The organism is Asanoa iriomotensis, assembly GCF_016862515.1.
GTDB lineage: Bacteria > Actinomycetota > Actinomycetes > Mycobacteriales > Micromonosporaceae > Asanoa > Asanoa iriomotensis.
The window spans coordinates 14309-32900 of the sequence record NZ_BONC01000040.1 but is presented as its reverse complement, the minus strand read 5'-3'; the positions used below and the strand labels follow the sequence as shown (position 1 = coordinate 32900).

At 72.8% G+C, this 18592-nt stretch carries 18 protein-coding genes and 1 pseudogene; 10 read left to right on the top strand and 9 right to left on the bottom strand.

The features are described from left to right. Positions 1-30: 30 nt before the first annotated feature. Positions 31-600 carry a dihydrofolate reductase family protein gene (locus tag Air01nite_RS25520; RefSeq protein WP_203705811.1) on the bottom strand — a complete coding sequence of 190 codons (570 nt, stop codon included), beginning with the start codon at positions 598-600 and terminating at the stop codon, positions 31-33. Positions 601-675: 75 nt separating this feature from the next. On the opposite strand from Air01nite_RS25520, the gene Air01nite_RS25515 reads away from it, so the two are divergent. Further along, complete coding sequence (locus Air01nite_RS25515) at positions 676-1251, top strand: TetR/AcrR family transcriptional regulator (protein WP_203705810.1); 576 nt, start codon at positions 676-678, stop codon at positions 1249-1251. Here Air01nite_RS25515 and Air01nite_RS25510 read toward each other — a convergent pair. After that, positions 1235-2596, bottom strand: a complete 1362-nt coding sequence (locus Air01nite_RS25510) for a calcium:cation antiporter family protein (protein ID WP_239090968.1) — start codon at positions 2594-2596, stop codon at positions 1235-1237. The two genes, Air01nite_RS25515 and Air01nite_RS25510, sit on opposite strands and share 17 nt — an antisense overlap. Before the next feature lie 24 nt (positions 2597-2620). Then, positions 2621-3037: a methylglyoxal synthase gene (locus Air01nite_RS25505; RefSeq protein ID WP_203705808.1), complete on the bottom strand. Its 417-nt coding sequence runs from the start codon at positions 3035-3037 to the stop codon at positions 2621-2623. 142 nt (positions 3038-3179) lie between these two features. Between Air01nite_RS25505 and fdh the strand changes: the two are divergent. The 5 genes and pseudogenes from fdh to Air01nite_RS25480 form a co-directional block, all read left to right on the top strand. Then, a pseudogene (gene fdh, locus Air01nite_RS25500) lies at positions 3180-6428 on the top strand (formate dehydrogenase); the annotation flags it as partial. 8 nt (positions 6429-6436) lie between these two features. After that, positions 6437-7369: a 4Fe-4S dicluster domain-containing protein gene (locus tag Air01nite_RS25495; RefSeq protein ID WP_203705806.1), complete on the top strand. Its 933-nt coding sequence runs from the start codon at positions 6437-6439 to the stop codon at positions 7367-7369. After that, the gene (nrfD, locus tag Air01nite_RS25490) at positions 7366-8382 is read left to right on the top strand and encodes an NrfD/PsrC family molybdoenzyme membrane anchor subunit (RefSeq protein ID WP_373310466.1); all 1017 of its coding nucleotides are present in this window, start codon (positions 7366-7368) and stop codon (positions 8380-8382) included. Before Air01nite_RS25495 ends, nrfD begins: the two co-directional genes overlap by 4 nt. Before the next feature lie 4 nt (positions 8383-8386). Then, positions 8387-9643: a YibE/F family protein gene (locus Air01nite_RS25485; protein WP_203705872.1), complete on the top strand. Its 1257-nt coding sequence runs from the start codon at positions 8387-8389 to the stop codon at positions 9641-9643. Next, positions 9640-10419 (top strand): phosphotransferase family protein, encoded by a 780-nt coding sequence (locus Air01nite_RS25480; protein ID WP_239090967.1) that lies wholly within the window; start codon positions 9640-9642, stop codon positions 10417-10419. Before Air01nite_RS25485 ends, Air01nite_RS25480 begins: the two co-directional genes overlap by 4 nt. On the opposite strand, the gene Air01nite_RS25475 is transcribed toward Air01nite_RS25480, so the two are convergent. Further along, positions 10388-10816: an SDR family NAD(P)-dependent oxidoreductase gene (locus tag Air01nite_RS25475; protein ID WP_203705804.1), complete on the bottom strand. Its 429-nt coding sequence runs from the start codon at positions 10814-10816 to the stop codon at positions 10388-10390. The two genes, Air01nite_RS25480 and Air01nite_RS25475, sit on opposite strands and share 32 nt — an antisense overlap. A 34-nt stretch (positions 10817-10850) precedes the next feature. After that, a complete protein-coding gene (locus Air01nite_RS25470) occupies positions 10851-11486 on the bottom strand; it encodes an NAD(P)-dependent oxidoreductase (RefSeq protein ID WP_203705803.1) in 636 nt (211 codons plus the stop codon). A 62-nt stretch (positions 11487-11548) separates the two neighbouring features. Between Air01nite_RS25470 and Air01nite_RS25465 the strand changes: the two genes are divergently transcribed. Further along, a complete protein-coding gene (locus Air01nite_RS25465) occupies positions 11549-11902 on the top strand; it encodes a winged helix-turn-helix transcriptional regulator (RefSeq protein ID WP_239090966.1) in 354 nt (117 codons plus the stop codon). Here the strand turns inward: Air01nite_RS25465 and Air01nite_RS25460 are convergent. Beyond that, on the bottom strand, positions 11895-12725 hold the full coding sequence (locus tag Air01nite_RS25460) for a class I SAM-dependent methyltransferase (protein WP_203705802.1): 831 nt from the start codon (positions 12723-12725) through the stop codon (positions 11895-11897). The two genes, Air01nite_RS25465 and Air01nite_RS25460, sit on opposite strands and share 8 nt — an antisense overlap. Before the next feature lie 53 nt (positions 12726-12778). Next, a complete protein-coding gene (locus tag Air01nite_RS25455) occupies positions 12779-13939 on the bottom strand; it encodes an ankyrin repeat domain-containing protein (RefSeq protein ID WP_203705801.1) in 1161 nt (386 codons plus the stop codon). 32 nt (positions 13940-13971) lie between these two features. Between Air01nite_RS25455 and Air01nite_RS25450 the strand changes: the two genes are divergently transcribed. Beyond that, positions 13972-14919: a serine/threonine dehydratase gene (locus Air01nite_RS25450; protein ID WP_203705800.1), complete on the top strand. Its 948-nt coding sequence runs from the start codon at positions 13972-13974 to the stop codon at positions 14917-14919. Here Air01nite_RS25450 and Air01nite_RS25445 read toward each other — a convergent pair. Further along, positions 14912-15205 carry a putative quinol monooxygenase gene (locus Air01nite_RS25445; RefSeq protein WP_203705799.1) on the bottom strand — a complete coding sequence of 98 codons (294 nt, stop codon included), beginning with the start codon at positions 15203-15205 and terminating at the stop codon, positions 14912-14914. The two genes, Air01nite_RS25450 and Air01nite_RS25445, sit on opposite strands and share 8 nt — an antisense overlap. Before the next feature lie 96 nt (positions 15206-15301). On the opposite strand from Air01nite_RS25445, the gene Air01nite_RS25440 reads away from it, so the two are divergent. Beyond that, on the top strand, positions 15302-15808 hold the full coding sequence (locus Air01nite_RS25440; RefSeq protein WP_203705798.1) for a winged helix-turn-helix transcriptional regulator: 507 nt from the start codon (positions 15302-15304) through the stop codon (positions 15806-15808). Here Air01nite_RS25440 and selD read toward each other — a convergent pair. Beyond that, on the bottom strand, positions 15805-16803 hold the full coding sequence (selD, locus tag Air01nite_RS25435) for a selenide, water dikinase SelD (protein ID WP_203705796.1): 999 nt from the start codon (positions 16801-16803) through the stop codon (positions 15805-15807). The two genes, Air01nite_RS25440 and selD, sit on opposite strands and share 4 nt — an antisense overlap. A gap of 37 nt (positions 16804-16840) precedes the next feature. On the opposite strand from selD, the gene selB reads away from it, so the two are divergent. After that, entirely contained in the window at positions 16841-18589 is a 1749-nt protein-coding gene (selB, locus tag Air01nite_RS25430) for a selenocysteine-specific translation elongation factor (protein ID WP_203705795.1), read from the top strand. Positions 18590-18592 lie beyond the last annotated feature (3 nt).

Sequence of the window (18592 nt, the reverse complement as noted above, 5' to 3'; positions counted from 1 at the left end):
GCAACTCGTCCGGCTCATGTCTTGGTTCTGTCACAAACTCCGGGTGTACGTCAGGACGACCGCGCCCGAATCGAAGGGCCGCGCGGAGTCGAGGTTGAACTGCGAAGGCTCGAACGCCGAACTGAACAGCGGGATGCCGGCGCCGAGCACCAGCGGATATTGCTTGATCACCAGCTCGTCGATCTCCGGCAGGAGCTGGCTGGCGAGCGTGCCGCCGCCGCAGAGCCAGATGCCGAGCCCGGGCTCCCGCTTGAGGGCCCGGACCGCACCGAGCGGATCGGACTTGACGATCTCGACGTCCGTGCTCGACAGGGTGGTCGAGAAGACGATCTGCCGCAGGTGGGCATAGGGGCTGGTCATCCCGGCGGCCAGCCCCGGCTCGTAGCTGTGCCGTCCCATCAGGACGGTGTCGTAGCTGCGGTTCAGGGTGTCGTCGGCCAACCCGATCGCGGACCGGAACGCGGTGGGCACGGCCTCCGGCCGCTCGGCGTTCATCGCCGCCATCACGTCGGGCTCGATCGGGAAGAAGTCGAACCGTCCGGCCGGGTCGGCGATGAACCCGTCGATGCTGGCCGCGACGTAGTACGTGAGCTTGCGCAAAACCAAACCACTCCTCTTGTAGTGGTCCGACCGTAGTACTACGCTTGCAGTGGTGTCAATCGCGAAGGAGACCTGATGCGCCAGAACCCGGCCCGCCGCACCGCCCTGCTCGACGCCGCGATCGAGGTGCTGGCCCGCGACGGCTCCCGCGGCCTGACCTTCCGCGCCGTCGACGTGGTCGCGGTGGTCCCCATCGGCACGGCGTCGAACTACTTCGCCAGCCGCGACGACCTGATCGCCCAGGTGGCCCAGCGCACCCGCGAGCGGCTGGCACCCGACGCGGACGAGGTCGAGCAGACGATGCGGGCCCCGCGCGACCGCGAGCTGGTCGGCCTGCTGATGCAACAGATCCTGGCCCGGATGCGGGCCGACCGCAGCAGCTACCTGGCGATGCTCGAGCTGCGCCTGGAGGCCACCCGCCGCCCGGAGCTGCAGGCCGCCCTGGTCGAGGTGTTCAGCACCAACCTCCAGGAGAGCATCTCGTTCCACCTCGCGGCCGGCCTCCCCGGCGACGAGGTCACGGTGGTGCTGCTCTATCTCGCGATGTCCGGCCTGCTGGTCGACGACCTGACCGTGCCCGAGGTGCTCGCGCCCTACCCGTACCCAGCGTTGATCGACGATCTGGTCCGCCGCGCTACCGCGACGAGCTGATCGTCACCCGCTCCCGCAGCCGCAGCTTGCCCGCCGTCGTGGTGCAGCACATGTCGGCGCCGAGCTGCCGGTACGGAGTGACGAGCCCGTCGCGGAACAGCGGCACCACGAGCCGGCGGTTGCGGATCAGAGTCGCCGCCGCGAGCACGAGGTAGACGACCGACAGCACCACCAGCTCCCGGCCGCGCCACGACGACGGGACCGCCGCGCTCAGCGCGAACTGGGCCACGAACAGACCCAGCAGGAGCAGCGCGGACCGCACCGTCAAAGTGCGACCGACCAGCAACGCCACCGCGAGCAGCGACTGCGCGGCCGTGAGCAGCAGCTCCTCCCGCTGCGCGGCCTCGATCGGCAGCCCCGACCAGCCACCGCTGGACGCGGCGAACACGATCGGCAGCGTGCCCACCAGCAGCGTCCACTGGTTGACCTTCGACGAGACCAGCGCGCCGAGCGCCTCGGACGTGTGCAGCCGCCAGGCGTAGAGCCCGGCCACCAGCAGCTCGGGCGCCTCCGACGCGAGCGGAGCCAACCACTGCACCAGCAGGAACTCGCTGATGCCGAGCTGTGCGCCGGTCTCCACCAGCGACTCGGCGAACCGTTCGGCGGTGAGCAGGATGACCGCGGCCGCGACGACGAACATCGCCACGACGGTCAGGCGGCGCGGCCGGCGGGGGAGTCCGCCCACCCACGCGGACGGGCCGATCAGGTCCGGTTCGCCGGCCGGGGCGCGGGACACGCGCCAGCTGTACGCGACGAAGATGGCCAGCAGCACCACCGTGTCGGCCAGCGACAGTGTGCGCTTGAACGGCAGCACCAGGCAGTAGAGCGAGGCCAGCGCCAGGAACGCGAGGGGCACGGCGTCCGGGCGACCGAGGGTGACCCGGGTGGCCGTGGCGGAGGGTTCGCCCCGGCCGCGCAGACGGCGCCAGGCGATCAGCACGACGAGCGCCCAGCCGACGCCGACCAGGATCCGGTTGGCGCCGGTCATGTTGGCCAGCGCCAGCGAACAGCTCGAGGTCTCCTCGCCGGGCGCCAGGCAGGACGGCCCGTACGCGGCGACCGCCTCGCCGCCGCGGGCGGTGAAGACGAAGTCGACGGCGTACTCGGGCAGCACCGCGATCAGCGCGAGCACCGCGACGGCGAGCCCGGCCGAGATGTCGACCTGCGCCGCCTCGGCCGCCCAGGCCAGCACGAACGCCGCACCGACGATCGCGACGCCGAAGGCGACGGCCGCGAGCGGCGGCGACGGGTGCAGCCCGGCGAGCGAGACCACGACGCCCGGGACGGTGACGAGCAGGGCCAACAGGCCGAGTGCGGGTGGCCGCTGCCCGGCGCCGTGAGACATGGGCAGGACCATAGTCGATCGCGGTTACGTGCGAACCAGCTCCGGTGCCCAGGGATCGCGCCCGGTCAGCAGCGGCGACGAGATGATGAAGTCGGCCGACGCGCGGTTGCAGGCGACCGGGATGTTGCTGAGGACGGCCAGCCGCAGCAGGGCGCGCACGTCGGGCTCGTGCGGCTGGGCGGCGAGCGGGTCCCAGAAGAAGATCAGCAGATCCACCTCACCCTCGGCGATCCGGGAGCCGATCTGCTGGTCGCCGCCGTGCGGACCGCTGCGCAGCCGGATGACGGACAGGCCGACCTCATCGACGAGCCGGCCACCGGTCGTACCCGTGGCGAAGAGCCGGTGCGCGGCCAGCGTCCGGCGGTTGAACCGCGCCCAGTCGACCATGTCCTGCTTGCAGTTGTCGTGCGCGACGAGCGCGATCCCACGACGCGCTTGCATCGGCGTCTCCTTCCCGCTGAGACCAGCGTCGACGATTGACGTTTCGCCGCCGTATCACCGCCATAAACTCTCGAAACAGGTGATTCCACCCACAATGCCGGCGACCCGTGCGTGCCGACCGGCGCTGATCTAGGGTGAGTCCGTGGGGGTCCGGACGTGGATCGAGGGCTGGCCGGTCTACCGCCAGCTCACCGGCACGGACCCGCTCGGGCGTGGACATGCCGCCCGGTCGGCGCGCACCGACGCGCTCACCCCCCGCACCCAAGAGGCCGACTCCGTCGCCAGGTCCGTCTGCCCCTACTGCGCCGTCGGCTGTGGGCAGCGGGTGTTCGTCAAGGACGGCGAGGTCATCCAGATCGAGGGCGACCCCGACAGCCCGATCTCGCGCGGCCGGCTCTGTCCCAAGGGCTCCGCCAGCAAGAGCCTGGTGACCAGCGACCGGCGGATCCGGACGGTGCTCTACCGCCGGCCCTACGCCACCGACTGGGAGGAGCTCGACCTCGACCGCGCCATGGAGATGATCGCCGATCGGGTGGTCAAGGCGCGCGAGGAGACCTGGGAGGACAAGGACGAGGACGGGCGGCCGCTCAACCGCACCCTGGGCATCTCGAGCCTGGGTGGCGCCACGCTGGACAACGAAGAGAACTATCTGATCAAGAAGCTCTTCACGGCGCTCGGCGCGATCCAGATCGAGAACCAGGCCCGTATTTGACACTCCTCCACCGTCCCCGGTCTGGGGACCAGCTTCGGCCGTGGCGGGGCCACCGGGTTCCAGCAGGACCTGGCTAACGCCGACTGCATCATCATCCAAGGGTCCAACATGGCCGAGGCGCACCCGGTCGGGTTCCAGTGGGTGATGGAGGCGAAGAAGCGCGGCGCGACGGTGATCCATGTCGACCCGCGGTTCACCCGGACCAGCGCGGTGGCGGACGATTACGTGCCGCTGCGCGTCGGCTCCGACATCGCGTTCCTCGGCGGGGTGATCAACTACATCCTGCAGAACGAGCTCGACTTCCGGGAGTACGTCGTCGCGTACACCAACGCGGCGACCATCGTCAGCGAGGACTTCCAGGACACCGAGGACCTGGGCGGGCTGTTCTCCGGCTACGACGAGGAGACCGGCGCCTACACGCCGGTCAGCTGGCAGTACCAGGGCCACGAGGAGCACCCACCTTCGCGCGGTGAGGGCCACATCCAGCGTGACACCGCCGCCGGTCTGCAGCAGGAGGTGCACGGTCCGCCGGTGCCGGCCGGTAAGAACCGCGACGAGACGCTGCAGCACCCCCGCTGCGTCTACCAGATCCTCAAGCGGCACTACGCCCGCTACACGCCCGAGGTCGTCGAGCAGGTCTGCGGCGTGTCCCAGAAGCAGTTCCAGCGGGTCTGCGACGCCTGGACGACCAACTCCGGCCGCGACCGCACCACCGCGCTGGTCTACTCGGTCGGCTGGACCCAGCACAGCGTCGGCGTGCAGTACATCCGCTCCGGTGCGATCATCCAGCTCCTGCTCGGCAACATGGGCCGGCCCGGCGGCGGGATCATGGCGTTGCGCGGCCACGCCAGCATCCAGGGCTCCACCGACATCCCGACACTGTTCAACCTGCTGCCCGGCTACCTGCCGATGCCGCACCACAAGCAGCACGAGACGTTCGAGAAATGGGTCGACGCCATCAGGCACCCGACGCAGAAGGGCTTCTGGAACAACGCCCGGACGTACGCGGTGAGCCTGCTCAAGGCCTATTTCGGCGAGTTCGCCACCGAGGAGAACGACTGGGGCTACAACTACCTGCCCCGGCTGACCGGCGACCACGGCACCTATCGGCAGGTGCTCGACATGATCGACGGGAAGATCAAGGGCTACTTCCTGCTCGGCCAGAACCCGGCGGTCGGGTCCGCGCACGGCCGGGCACAGCGGCTCGGCATGGCCAACCTCGAGTGGCTCGTGGTCCGCGACCTCTACATGATCGAGAGCGCGACGTTCTGGAAGGACTCGCCCGAGATCGAGACCGGCGAGATCGTGACCGAGGAGTGCGCCACCGAGGTGTTCTTCATGCCGGCGGCCTCCCACGTCGAGAAGGAAGGCACGTTCACACAGACCCAGCGGATGCTGCAGTGGCGCGAGAAGGCGCTCGACCCGCCGGGCGACTGCCGCTCGGAGCTGTGGTTCTTCTATCACCTGGGCCGGCTCGTCCGGGAGCGCATCGCGACGTCCACACTGGAACGCGACCGCGGCATGCGCAACATCGCCTGGAGCTACCCGACCAGCGGCCCGCACAACGACCCCGACGCCTCGGCCGTGCTCAAGGAGATCAACGGGTACGACATCGCGACCAGCCGGCCGCTGTCCAGCTACACCGAGCTCAAGGACGACGGCTCCACCTCGTGTGGGTGCTGGATCTACAGCGGCGTGTACGCCGACGGCGTCAACCAGGCCGCCCGCCGCAAGCCGGGCAGCGAGCAGAGCTGGGTCGCGCCGGAGTGGGGCTGGGCCTGGCCGGCCAACCGCCGCATCCTCTACAACCGCGCCTCCGCCGACCCGCAGGGCGTGCCGTGGAGCGAGAAGAAGGCCTACGTCTGGTGGGACGCGGAGAAGGGGGAGTGGACCGGCCACGACAACCCCGACTTCGAGAAGACCAAACCGCCGTCGTTCCGGCCGGAGGAGGGCGCCGTCGGGGTGGCGGGGCTGCGCGGCGACGACGCGTTCATCATGCAGGGTGACGGGAAGGGCTGGCTGTACGCGCCCGCCGGCCTGATCGACGGGCCGCTGCCGACGCACTACGAGCCGGCCGAGTCGCCGCTGCGCAACCCGCTCTACGCCCAACAGGCCAACCCCACCCGCAAGGTGTACGACCGCCCGGACAACCAGCTCAACCCGGCGCCGCCGGAAGCGCACTCACAGGTGTTCCCGTACGTCTTCACCACCAGCCGGCTCACCGAGCACCACACCGCGGGCGGGATGAGCCGGCAGCTCGCCTACCTCTCGGAGCTGCAGCCGGCGATGTTCGTCGAGGTCTCGCCGGCGCTGGCCGAGGAGCGCGGGCTGCGGCACATGGGCTGGGCACACGTGATCACCGGCCGGGCCGCGGTCGAGGCGCGGGTGCTGGTCACGGCCCGGCTGCGCCCGCTGCGGATCGACGGGCGGACGATCCACCAGATCTGGCTCCCCTACCACTGGGGCGGTTCCGGTCTGGTCACCGGCGACTCGGCCAACGACCTGTTCGGCATCACCCTGGACCCGAACGTCCTGATCCAGGAGAGCAAGGTCGGCACCTGCGACATCCGGCCCGGCCGGCGGCCGACCGGGCCGGCCCTGCTCGACTACATTGCCGACTACCTGCGCCGCGCGGGGCTGGACGCCTCGCACTACGCGCCGCTGGAGACACCGGGAGCGGGGGAGTGATGGCAGGACCCAACAGCCTGTTCGGGCCGATCGACCCCGCGACAGATGCGGGCTACGTCGACGCGCCGCCGCGGATGGGCTTCTTCACCGACACCAGCGTGTGCATCGGCTGCAAGGCGTGCGAGGTGGCCTGCAAGGAGTGGAACGCCGTACCCGACGACGGTTTCGACCTGCTCGGGATGTCGTACGACAACTCCGGCGAGCTGTCCGCCAACACCTGGCGGCACGTGGCGTTCATCGAGCAGTCGGCGCCGCCGAGCGAGGCGGCGCTGGACGTGCTGCGCGAGGCCGAGCGGTCGGTGTCGACGCAGTTCCTCGGCATGCCGTCGTCGACGCTGCCCGGCGCGACCGGCCGCGAGGACCGCGACCTGCGCTGGCTGATGATGTCGAACGTCTGCAAGCACTGCACGCACGCGGGCTGCCTCGACGTCTGCCCGACCGGCGCGCTGTTCCGCAGCGAGTTCGGCACCGTGGTGGTGCAGGAGGACATCTGCAACGGCTGTGGCTACTGCGTCTCCGCCTGCCCGTACGGCGTGATCGACCGGCGTGAGGGCGACGGCCGGGCGTGGAAGTGCACGCTCTGCTACGACCGGATCGGCGAGGGCATGACGCCGGCCTGCGCGCAGGCGTGCCCGACCCAGTCGATCCAGTACGGCGAGCTCGACGAGCTGCGGGACCGGGCGGCCAAGCGGGTCGAGGTGCTGCACCAGCGGGGTGTGCCGGAGGCCCGCCTCTACGGCCACGACCCAACCGACGGTGTCGGCGGTGACGGCGCGTTCTTCCTGCTCCTCGACGAGCCGGAGGTCTACGGCCTGCCGCCGGACCCGGTGGTCCCGACGCGTGACCTGCCGAGCATGTGGAAGCATGCGGGCGTGGCAGCGTTGACGATGGCGGCCGCGGTGGCGGTGGCGTTCCTCGGGCGGCGGCCGTGAGCCGCAAGTCCGAGCCTGCCCGCGCGGGCAACGGCCACCGCCCGCAGCGCAAGGGCGGGGGTCGCGGCGACCGGGTCATGGTGCCGCCCGCCGACTTCCGGTCCTACTACGGCCGGCCGGTGATCAAGCCGCCCGTCTGGACGCACGACGTCGCCGCCTACCTGTTCACCGGCGGGCTGGCGGCCGGCGCCGCGCTGGTCGCCGCCGGCGCCGACCTCACCGGTCGCCCGGCCCTGCGGGTCACCGGCCGGGTGACCGCGCTGGCCGCGCTCGGCGCCAGCGGCTATCTCCTGGTCAAGGACCTCGGCCGGCCCGAGCGCTTCCTCAACATGCTGCGCGTGGCCAAGCCGACGTCGCCGATGTCGATGGGCACCTGGATCTTCAGCGCGTTCAGCGCCGCCGCGGGAGTGGCGGCGGCCGCCGAGGTCGCGCCCTGGCTGCCCCGCGACGGGGCCGTCGGCCTGGCCGCCCGCGCGCTGCCGGCCGCCGGCCGGGTCGGGGGCCTCGCCGCCGCGGCGACCGCGCCGGCCCTGGCCACCTACACGGCGGTGCTCTTCTCGGACACCGCGAACCCGGCCTGGCACGCGGCGTACCCCCGGCTTCCGTTCGTCTTCGCCGGCAGCGCGCTGGCCAGTGGCGGCGCCGCCGGGATGATCGGCGCACCGGTCCGCGAGGCGGGCCCGGCGCGGGCCCTCGCGGTGGCCGGTGCCGCCCTGGAGCTGACCGCCACGCACGGCGTCGAGCACCGGATGGGGCTGCTCAGCGAGCCCTACCGGATTGGCAAGGCGGGCCGGCTGCTGCGGGCCGCCCGGCTGCTGACCGCCGCGGGTGCCGCCGGCGCGCTGCTCGGCGCGCGCAGCCGCGTGGTGTCGACGCTGGCCGGCGCGGCGCTGCTGGCCGGTTCGGTGGCCACCCGGTTCGGCGTCTTCGAGGCCGGCAAGACCGCGGCCGAAGACCCGAAGTACACGGTGGTGCCGCAGCGCGAGCGCCTCGCCGCCCGTGAGGGCGCCTGACCGCATGGGCCACGACCACCAGCCCGCGCCGCGGGCGCCCCGCCGTTTGCGGATCATCCTGGCCGCCGTGCTCGTGCCGGCCTTCCTCGCCACCGGCATCGCCACCGCGTTGCTCTGGCCGGGCGCCGTGCCGAAGGCCGACGAGGCCGACCCGGTGCCGCGGTTCCACGCGACGGTCACCAAGGTCGTCTCGGAGGCGTGCCCGCCGACGCCCGAGGGCCCCGCGGACCCCGGCCCGTGCGGCACGGCCACCGTGACCCTCGACTCGGGGCCCGACAAGGGGCAGACCCGGGAGACCGAGCTGCCGACCGGGCCCGGCGCGCCGTCGGTCGGCGTCGGCGACGCGGTGATCGTCACGCCGCTGACCTCGGCGGAGGACCCGAACGCGACGGTCTACACGATCGCGGACCACCAGCGCGGCTCGCCGTTGATCTGGCTCGTGGTGGCGTTCGGCGTCGCGATCGTGGTGTTCGGCCGTTGGCGAGGCCTGGCCGCGCTGGCCGGGCTCGCGGTCAGCTTCGGGGTGCTGCTGCTGTTCGTGCTGCCGGCGATCCTCGGCGGCGGGCCGCCGCTGCCGGTCGCGGTCACCGGCGCGGCGTTGATCATGTTCGTGGTGCTGTACCTGACACACGGGATCAGCGCGCAGACGTCGGTCGCGGTGCTCGGCACGCTGGCCAGCCTGGTGCTCGCCGGCGCGATCGGCACGCTGGCGATCTCACTGACCCATCTGACGGGGTACGGCGACGAGAACGCGATCACCCTGTCCCTGCTGCACGGCGACGTGGACCTGCACGGCCTGCTGCTGGCCGGCATCATCATCGGCTCGCTCGGCGTGCTCGACGACGTCACCGTGACCCAGGCGGCGACGGTCGGCGAGCTGGCGCGGGCGAACCCGTCGCTGAGCCGGCGCGAGCTCTACCGGGGCGGCACGCGGGTCGGGCGGGCGCACATCGCCTCGACGGTCAACACCATCGTCCTGGCGTACGCGGGTGCGTCGCTGCCCGTGCTCCTGCTCGTGGTCGCGGGCGGCCGCGGGGTCGGAGAGGTGCTGACGACGGAGTTCATCGCCCAGGAGATCGTCCGCAGCGTCGTGGGCACGCTGGGCCTGATCGCCGCGGTGCCGATCACGACGGCCCTGGCCGCGTTCGTGGCGACCGCGGCGCACCGCCCGGTCAAGCGGCGGACACCGCGCCCACCGAAGCCACGCACGGACCGGTCCGAGGTGCTGGCGGCGCTAGCCAGCGACGAGGAGGCGCGGTGAACGAGGGCCTCGACCACGTGGTGCACGAGGTCAACGGCGAGCTGATCGTGCGGTTCAGCAAGGAGCCGGACCCGGCGGGGATCGAGCGGGAGGCCCGCCTGCTCGCGGCCGTAGCGGCCGTGTCGCCGGTGCCCGTCCCGTCACCGGTGTTCGTCCTGGCCGAGCGGGGTTATCTGGGCTATTTCAAGGTGCCCGGCGTGCCGTTGCTGGAGCTGCCGCGGGACCTGCGGTCCGCGCAGGTCGTCGACACCCTGGCCGGGGTGCTCGCCGCTTTGCGGGCGGCGCCGGTCGCACGGTGGGCCGGACTGGCCGAGGTCGACGTGCTGCCGCTGGCCGAGTGGCTCGGCGAGGCGGTTTCGACCTATGCGGCCGTCGCCGACCACGTCCCGGCGACCCACCGCGGAGCCGTCGAGGCGTTCCTGGCGGCCCGGCCGCCCGACGACGTCGAGGACGTGGTCTTCTCCCACAACGACCTCGGCGTCGAGCACGTGCTGGTCGACCCGGCGAGCGGCGCGGTGACGGGCATCATCGACTGGAGCGACGCCGCGTTCGCCGATCCGGCGTACGACCTCGGGCTGCTCTACCGCGACCTCGGCCCCGCCGCCCTGCCGCTGATCGACGAACCGCTCCGCGACCGGGCGGCGTTCTACGCCCGGTGCAAGCTCCTCGAGGACCTGGCCTACGGCGTCGAGAGCGGCCGCGCGGCGTACGCCGAGAACGCGTACGCCGCGATGAACTGGCTGTTCACCAGGGCAGGGGACCGTTCCGGTCGCTGAAGGTGCCGGTCGGGCCGTCCCTGCCGATGGTGGCGAGGCGAACGACCATCTCGGCGCCCTCCTCCGGCGGGTGGATGCCGTGGCCGGTCATGCCGTGCAGGTCGGTCGCGGTGAAGCCCGGCTCGACCGCGTTGACGCGGACGTCGGGCAGGCCCTTGGCGTACTGGACGGTGAGCATGTCCAGGGCCGCCTTCGAGGCCGCGTACAACGGCAGGCTGTACTGGCTCTGCGGTGTCCGCGGGTCCGTGACCACGCCGAACGAGCCGAGCACGGTGGAAAGGTTGACGATCACCGGCTGGTCCGACGCGCGGAGCAGCGGCAGGAACGCCTGGGTCACCCTGATGACGCCGAGCACGTTGACGCCGAAGATCTGCTCGGCCGGTCGCCGGCTGGGCACCTGGTCCCGCTTCTCCTGGTAGTGCCGGGGACCGTCAGGGTCCGACCGCGACCACGGCGCGATGGTGCCGCGGGTCTGCGGCCTCGTCGACGATGGCGACGGCCAGATCGGCGTACGGAAACGGCGCGTCGCCCGGCAGCACCTGGCCGGCGCCGGTCCGGTAGCGGCCTGTTCCGGCCGAGGTGTCGTCGAGGAACACGGGCGGCGGCACGAGCAGCACCCAGTCGAGCGCGTCGTCGGCCGCCCGCAGCACGTCGATCTGCGCCGCGTGGCCGCGCGAGAAGGCCAGGTGCTCGGCCGGGAAGTCGGGGGTGTCGTGCAGCGCCAGCCCGGGCGCCACCTCCAGCGTCGTGCCGATGCCGATCGCGACCAACCTCGGCACTGCTGCGGTGACCAGCCCGCCCGTGAGCGCACGGGCCGCCGCGGGGAAGAACTCCGCTGCCGGGACGTCGAGGCGGGCGGCCGCGTGCACGGCGGCGTCGTGCCCTCCGGCGAGTTTCGCCACCGCCGCCGGGTCGGTCACGTCGCCGGACACGACGGTCCCGCCGAGGTCCGGGTAGCGGGCGGGGTCGCGGACGACGGAGGTGACGCGGTGGCCGCGCCGCAGGGCTTCGGTGACCACGCGCCGGCCGGCCCGACCGCCGGCGCCGAAAACGATGATGCTGTCCATGGCTGCGGACGCTAGCCCGCGGGGTGCCGGTTACTTCAACGAAACTGGCTACGGTGGATCCCGTGACGCGACCACTGGACCCCGACCTGTTCGCGGCGTGCGACGACGCGCGGCCGATGATCCGCATCGGCGACAAGTGGACGACCAAGCTCGTCGTCTGCCTCCGCGACGGGCCGCGCCGCTTCAACGAACTGCTGCGTCCGCTGCGCGGCATCACCCCGAAGGTCCTCACGGAGTCGCTGCGCGCCATGGAACGCGACGGCCTGGTCGTCCGCACGGCCTACGCGGAGAACCCACCACGGGTCGAGTACGCCCTCACCCCGTTCGGCCGCACCCTCCTGGAACCACTGGCCGCCATCTGCACCTGGACGGCCCAACACCAATCGACCCTGAACGAGGTGCGCGCCGCTAGCTGAGGCGGGCGTGGGCCAGGGTGGACAGGCCCAGTGGGTGCAGGGCGTCGGTGCGGTTCCAGGTTTCCTCCGGGACCATCGCGCGGGCGTCGGGCTGGGCGCGCACCTCCCAGCCGTGCGTTTTCAGCAGGTCGGTGGCTTCGGATGGGGTGAAGGTCGAGCGCCACGGTTCGCCGTCCGCCGCCGCGACGGCGGCGACCTGTTGCGCGTAGGCGTTGCCCTCCGCGTCGCGGAGCGCCGGTGGGAGCAGGTGGTCGAAGACCAGCTCCGAACCCGGTGCGAGCGTGTCGGCCAGCGACGAAACCGTGCGGGCCACCTCGTCGGGCGACAGGTACATCACCACGCCGAGCCAGCTCACGAACGTCGGGTGGGTGCGGTCCAGCGTGGGGATCGGCTCGCCGGCGGCGAGGTCGACCGGCACGAAGGTCACGCCGCGTGGGTCGACGCCCGCCGTGGCCAGCGCCGCCTGTTTCGCCGACGACGTCGCCGGGTGGTCCACCTCGTAGATCTCCGTTCCGCCCAGGTCCAGGCGGTAGGGGGAGCTGTCGAGGCCCGCGCCGAGCACGAGGTACTGCGATGGTCCACGATGGACAAAGGCGGTCAGGGCGCGTTCCGTGTACGCCGACCGCAGCACCGTCTGGGCACGGGCGCCCGCCAGGATCGGGTGGTCGCCGTGCTTGCGGTGGTAGTCGATCAGCTCGTCGGCGTGGTCGCCGAGCAGCGGCGCGGCCAGGTGGTCGTCGAGGATCCGGGGCGCGCCGTCGACGATGCGGTGTGCGGCGCGGGCGGCCGCGGCGAAGAGGGCGGTTCGAGAGGTCGTCTGCACGACCCGAAGGCTAGCCGGCTATTCGGACATCATAGCACAAAAAGGAATCTGTTTCAAGACCCGTCCGGGTCGGTCGGTGTCAGCAGAGCGGCTACCTCGGGACGGTGGAAGTAGCGGGCCCAGTCGCCCGGTGTCGCGCCGAACCGGGCGTCCCGGATCGTCGGGTCCGCGCCGCGGGCCAGCAGGTCGCGCACGAGCGCCACGTCACCGGACTCCGCCGCCGCGTGCAGCGCCGTCTGCCACGGCTGTTCGTGCGGCATGTCACTGCGGCCGAGCGCGTCGATCGACCAGCCGGCGTCCACCAGCAGCCCGACCGCTCCGGGTCGGCCGTGCGCCGCGGCCCACACCGGCAGGCCCGGCCGTTCCGCCCGCAGCGCCGGGAGCAGCGCGGGATGCTCCGCCCGCAGCGCGTCGCACGTCGGCCGGTCCGCGACGAGCGCCGCCGCGACGAACGCCTCGGACGGCGTCAAGGTCGGCACGGCGACACCGAGCGCCGCGACCATCTCCGGGTAGCCGGCCGTCAACGCCCACACGGCCGGCGACCTGCCGTCCTCGAACGGCGTCGACACGTCGACTCCGTGCGAGGCGAGAAGTCGTACCCGATCGCTCATGCCGTGCGCCACCGCCCAGTGCAACTGGTCGCGGAGCACCGCCGCGTCGTTCAGGCCGAACGCGAACAGCAACTCCAGGTGGCTGTCGTCCGCCGTGAACATCCGGTTGTAGAGCGCCTGCCCGTCGTTCGGGTCGGCGCCCGCCTCGAGCAGCACCCGGGCCAGCGCGACCGCGTGCGGATGCGGCGGCTGGCCGCGCTCCCCGCCGCCGAACGCGCCGGTCACCGCCGTGAACGGCAGTTCGGGGCCGCCCCAGAGGAAGCGGGCGTTCGGGTCGGCGCCGGCCTCCAGCAGTAGGCGTGCCGTGGCGAGCACGGCGGCCTCGTCGAGCGCCGGGTCATGCCGGGCGTAGCAGAGGTAGAGCAACGGCGCCCAGTCGTGCGGCCCGCCGGGCCGGTTGGCGAGTGACGGGTCGCCGTCGAGCAGGGCCCGCAGGGCATCCACATCGGACGCGGCGGCGGCCACGTACACGTCGGATCCCGGAAGCGACGGATCCTCGGCCAGGATCCGCGCGGCGGCCGCGGCCCGCCGCGGCGCCTCGTCGTCCTCCTCGGCGTAGGACAGGCAGGCGAGCCGGAGATAAGCATCAGAGTGCGGCTGCACGCCTCCAAACTACCGGCGCTAGGGTCGTTCCCGTGACCAGCACCGCCCCTGATCTGGTGACCGGCGCGGAGATCGCGCGGGTCGCCGACCTGATCCGACCGCACGTGCGGGAAACACCCGTGCTCCTCGCCGACCGGGCCGACTTCGGCCTCGCGCCCGGCCCGATCGCCTTCAAGCTGGAGTTCCTCCAGCACTCCGGCTCGTTCAAGGCCCGCGGCGCGTTCGCCAACCTGCTGCTGCGCGAGGTGCCGCCCGCCGGGGTCGTGGCCGCGTCCGGCGGCAACCACGGCGCCGCGGCCGCGTACGCCGCCCGCGCGCTCGGCGTCCGCGCCCACGTCTTCGTGCCGACCGTCTCCTCGCCGGCCAAGATCGCCAGGATCCGCGGCTACGGCGCGGAACTGGTGGTCGAGGGCGACAGCTACAACGACGCGCTGGCGGCCAGCGAGCGGTTCCGGGCCACCTCCGGCGCCCTGCGGCTGCACGCGTTCGACGAGATCGAGACCATGCTCGGCACCGGCACGATCGCCGTCGAGGTCGCCCGCCAGCTCCCGGGCCGCCGCACCACGCTGCTGGCCGCCGTCGGCGGCGGCGGGCTGCTCGGCGGCCTGGTCGCCGGCCACGCCGGCCCGGTGATCGGCGTCGAGCCGACCGGCGCGCCGACGCTGCGCCACGCCCTCGACGCCGGTGAGCCCGTCGACGCGCCCGTGGGCAGTGTCGCGATCGACTCGCTGGCGCCGCTGCGGATCGGCGTCAACACGTTCCCGGTGATCGCCGCCGGCGTCCGCGACGTGCTGCTGGTCGAGGACGACGACATCCGCGCCGCGCAGCGCGCCCTCTGGGAGACGCTGCGGGTGGTGGTCGAGCCGGGCGGCGCGACCGCGTTCGCGTCGTTGCTGAGCGGCCGCTACACCCCGGCCGCGGACGAGACGCCGGTGTTCGTGCTCAGCGGAGCCAACACCACGGCGGTCGACCTCAGCTAGAGACGAGGTTGCCGCGCATCAGCCAGGTCGGGCCCTCGGCGTACTGGCCGGCTTCGGCGAAGAACGCACCGAAGTAAGGGCCGTTGGCGTGCTTGTCGAACGCGGCGGCGTCGGCGTAGACCTCGTTGAGGTAGAAGACGTCGGGGTTCTGCTCGTCCGCGATCACCTCGAACCGCTGCGACCCGGGCTCGTTGGCGAGCGAGTCCTGCGCGGTCTTCCGGGCGGCCCGCACGAAGTCGTCACGGTGGTCGGGCTGGACCTTGAAGGAAACGAGGAACTGGTACATCGGGACAACCCCCTCGGATCGCAGTTCAATCACTGAACTACCCGAGCCTAGCATCGACAGTTCAATGACTGAACCGGAATGGAGTAGACTGGGGTTATGTCCTTGCCCAGCACGTACGCGGACCGCAACTGCTCATTGGCACGTGCGCTGGAGATCGTCGGCGAGCGCTGGACGTTGCTGATCGTGCGCGACGCTTTCTACGGCGTGCGCCGTTTCGGTGATTTCGCCACCCAGCTCGGCATCCCCCGCGCCAGCCTGGCCACCCGGTTGAAGGCTCTGGTCGAAGAGGGCGTGCTCGCCCGCGACGAAAGCACGGCGGAGTACCGCCTGACCGACAAGGGCATCGCCCTGTGGCCGGCCATCCGCGCGCTGATGGCCTGGGGTGACGAGTTCTACTCCGCCAAGGGCGTCAAACGCGCCCTTCGCCACGCGGAGGACGGCGGCCTGATCGACGACCGAGGTCGCTGCGCGGAGTGCGGGCTCCTCATCCCGGTCACGGAGATCCAGATCGCCCCGGGCCCGGGCTTCGACGCCACCGGACCCGCCAAGGACCCCGTCTCGACGGCGATGAACGTCCCGCGCCGTCTCCTCGAGCCGATCTAGCGCACCGCCAGCGTCACCCCGTCTGCCCGGCGCGGCACCAGTGAGCCGATCACCGGCCAGCCCGGCAGCTCGCCGGCCACCAGCAGGCCGCCCGAGGTCTGCGCGTCGGCGAGCAGCAGGAGCTCGTCCTCGGTCACCGACCCCGCGTCGAGGTGCGGGCGCACCCAGTCGAGGTTGCGCCTGGTGCCGCCGCTGACGTAGCCCGCGGCCAGCGCGTCGCGGGCACCGTCCAGGTAGGGCACGGCCGACGCGTCGACCCGTGCCGTGACGCCGCTGGCCCGGGCCAGCTTGTGCAGGTGGCCGAGCAGCCCGAAGCCCGTCACGTCGGTCGCGCAGACCACGCCGGCTTTGAGCGCGGCCGCCGACGCGTCCCGGTTGAGGGTGGTCATCGCCGCCACCGCTTCCGGAAAGGACTCCCCGGTCTGCTTGTGCCGGCTGTTCAGCACGCCGATGCCGAGCGGCTTGGTCAGCGTCAGCGGCACACCCGCCACGCCGGCGTCGTTGCGCATCAGCGCGGCCGGGTCCGCGACACCGGTCACCGCCATCCCGTACTTCGGCTCCGGATCGTCCACGCTGTGCCCGCCGGCGACGTGGCAGCCGGCCTCCCGGGCCACGTCGAGACCGCCGGCCAGGACGCGGGCGGCAAGCTCCATCGGGAGCACGTCGCGCGGCCACCCGAGCAGGTTCACGGCCACGACCGGGGTGCCGCCCATCGCGTACACGTCGGACAGCGCGTTGGCCGCGGCCACCCGGCCCCAGTCGTAGGGGTCGTCCAGCACCGGTGTGAAGAAGTCCGCGGTCGCGACGACCGCCGTGTCGGCAAGGATCCGGACCACCGCCGCGTCGTCACCGTCGTCGAGGCCGACCAGCAGCTCGCCCGGGCCGTCGGGGGGAGTGCCGCCGACGAGGCCGGCGACCACGCTCTCCAGCTCGCCGGGTGGGATCTTGCAGGCGCAGCCGCCGCCGTGCGCGTACTGGGTCAGCCGGTAGGTCATGCCGCCAATCCTGCCGCGCCGGTGGCAGAGTTGCGTGGTGCACGTCGTCGCCACGGCGGGTCATGTCGACCACGGCAAGTCGACTCTGGTCCGCGCGCTCACCGGCATGGAGCCCGACCGCTGGGCCGAGGAGCGGCGGCGCGGCATGACCATCGACCTCGGGTACGCGTGGACCGACCTGCCCTCGGGCGCCACGCTCGCGTTCGTCGACGTGCCAGGCCACGAGCGCTTCGTGCCCAACATGCTCGCCGGCGTCGGGCCGGTGCCGGCCGCGATGCTGGTCGTCGCCGCCGACGAGGGCTGGAAGCCACAGTCAGCCGAGCACCTGGCCGCCCTCGACGCGCTCGGCGTCAGCCACGGGCTGCTCGTCGTCACCCGCTGCGACCTCGCCGACCCGTTGGACGCGGCGACGGAGGCCCGGGCCGAGATCGCCCGCAGCTCGCTCGGCACCGTCGAGGCCGTCGCGGTCAGCGGCGCGACCGGCGCCGGCCTCGACGACCTGCGGGCCGCCCTCGACCGGCTGGTCGGCGCCCTGCCGCCGGCGGACCCGGCCGCGCCGGTGCGCCTCTGGGTCGACCGCGCGTTCACGATCCAGGGCAGCGGCACGGTGGTCACCGGCACGCTGGGCGCGGGCACGCTGCGCGCCGGCGACTCGCTGGCGTTGGGAGACCGCGACGTGCGGGTCCGGAGCCTGCAGTCCCTCGGCCGCCCGGCCGACCGGGTGGCCGCCGTGGCCCGGGTCGCGGTCAACCTGCGCAACGTGCCCAAGGACGCCGTCGGCCGCGGCGACGCCCTGCTCACCCCGGGCGCGTTCCGGCACACCGACCTGGTCGACGTCCGCGTCCACGGCGACCCGGTCGCGGACCTGCCGGCCGAGCTGGTCTTCCACGTCGGCTCGGCGGCGGTGGCCGCCGGGGTCCGCCCGCTCGGCAAGGACACCGCCCGGCTGCGCCTGCGCCGCCCGCTGCCGCTGCGGATCGGGGACCGCGCGCTGCTGCGCGACCCGGGCCGGCACCACGTCGCCGGCGGTGTGACCGTGCTGGACCCGCTGCCGCCGGCCCTGCGCCGCCGGGGCGCCGCCACGACCCGGGCCACCGAACTGACCACGATGGACGGACGCCCCGACGCGGCCGACGAGCTGCGCCGCCGCGGCCTGCTCACCGGCGCGGACCTGCGCACCCTCGGCGCCCCACCGACCGGGCAACCGGCCGCCGATGACTGGCACGCCGATCCGGCGCTCTGGGCGCGCCTCGGGACACGCCTGCAACAGGAGGTCGACCGCTACGCGGCGGCACACCCGCTGGAGCCCGGCATGCCGGTCGAGGCGCTCCGCCGCACGCTCGGCCTGCCCGACCGTTCGCTGGTCGAGGCCCTCGTAACGAAACCGTTGACCACCCGTGACGGCCGGGTCGTCCGCCCCGGCGGCCCGGCCGTGCCCGCACCCATCCAGCGGGCCCTCGACCAGCTCGACGGCGACCTGCGCGACCGCCCGTTCCACGCGCCCGACGCCGACCGCCTGCGCACCCTCGGCCTCGGCCCGCGCGAGCTGGCCGCCGCCGTCCGTGCCGGTGCGCTGGTGAAGATCGCTGACGGCATCGTCCTCCCGCCGGCCTCGGTGACCCGGGCGGTCGACGTGCTGCGCGCCCTGCCGCAGCCGTTCACGCTCAGCGAAGCCCGCCAGGCCCTCGACACGACCCGGCGCGTCGCCGTACCCCTGCTCGAACTGCTCGATCGGCGCGGCGCGACCGCGCGCGGCGCCGACGACCGGCGCACCGTCGTGGGTTGACGG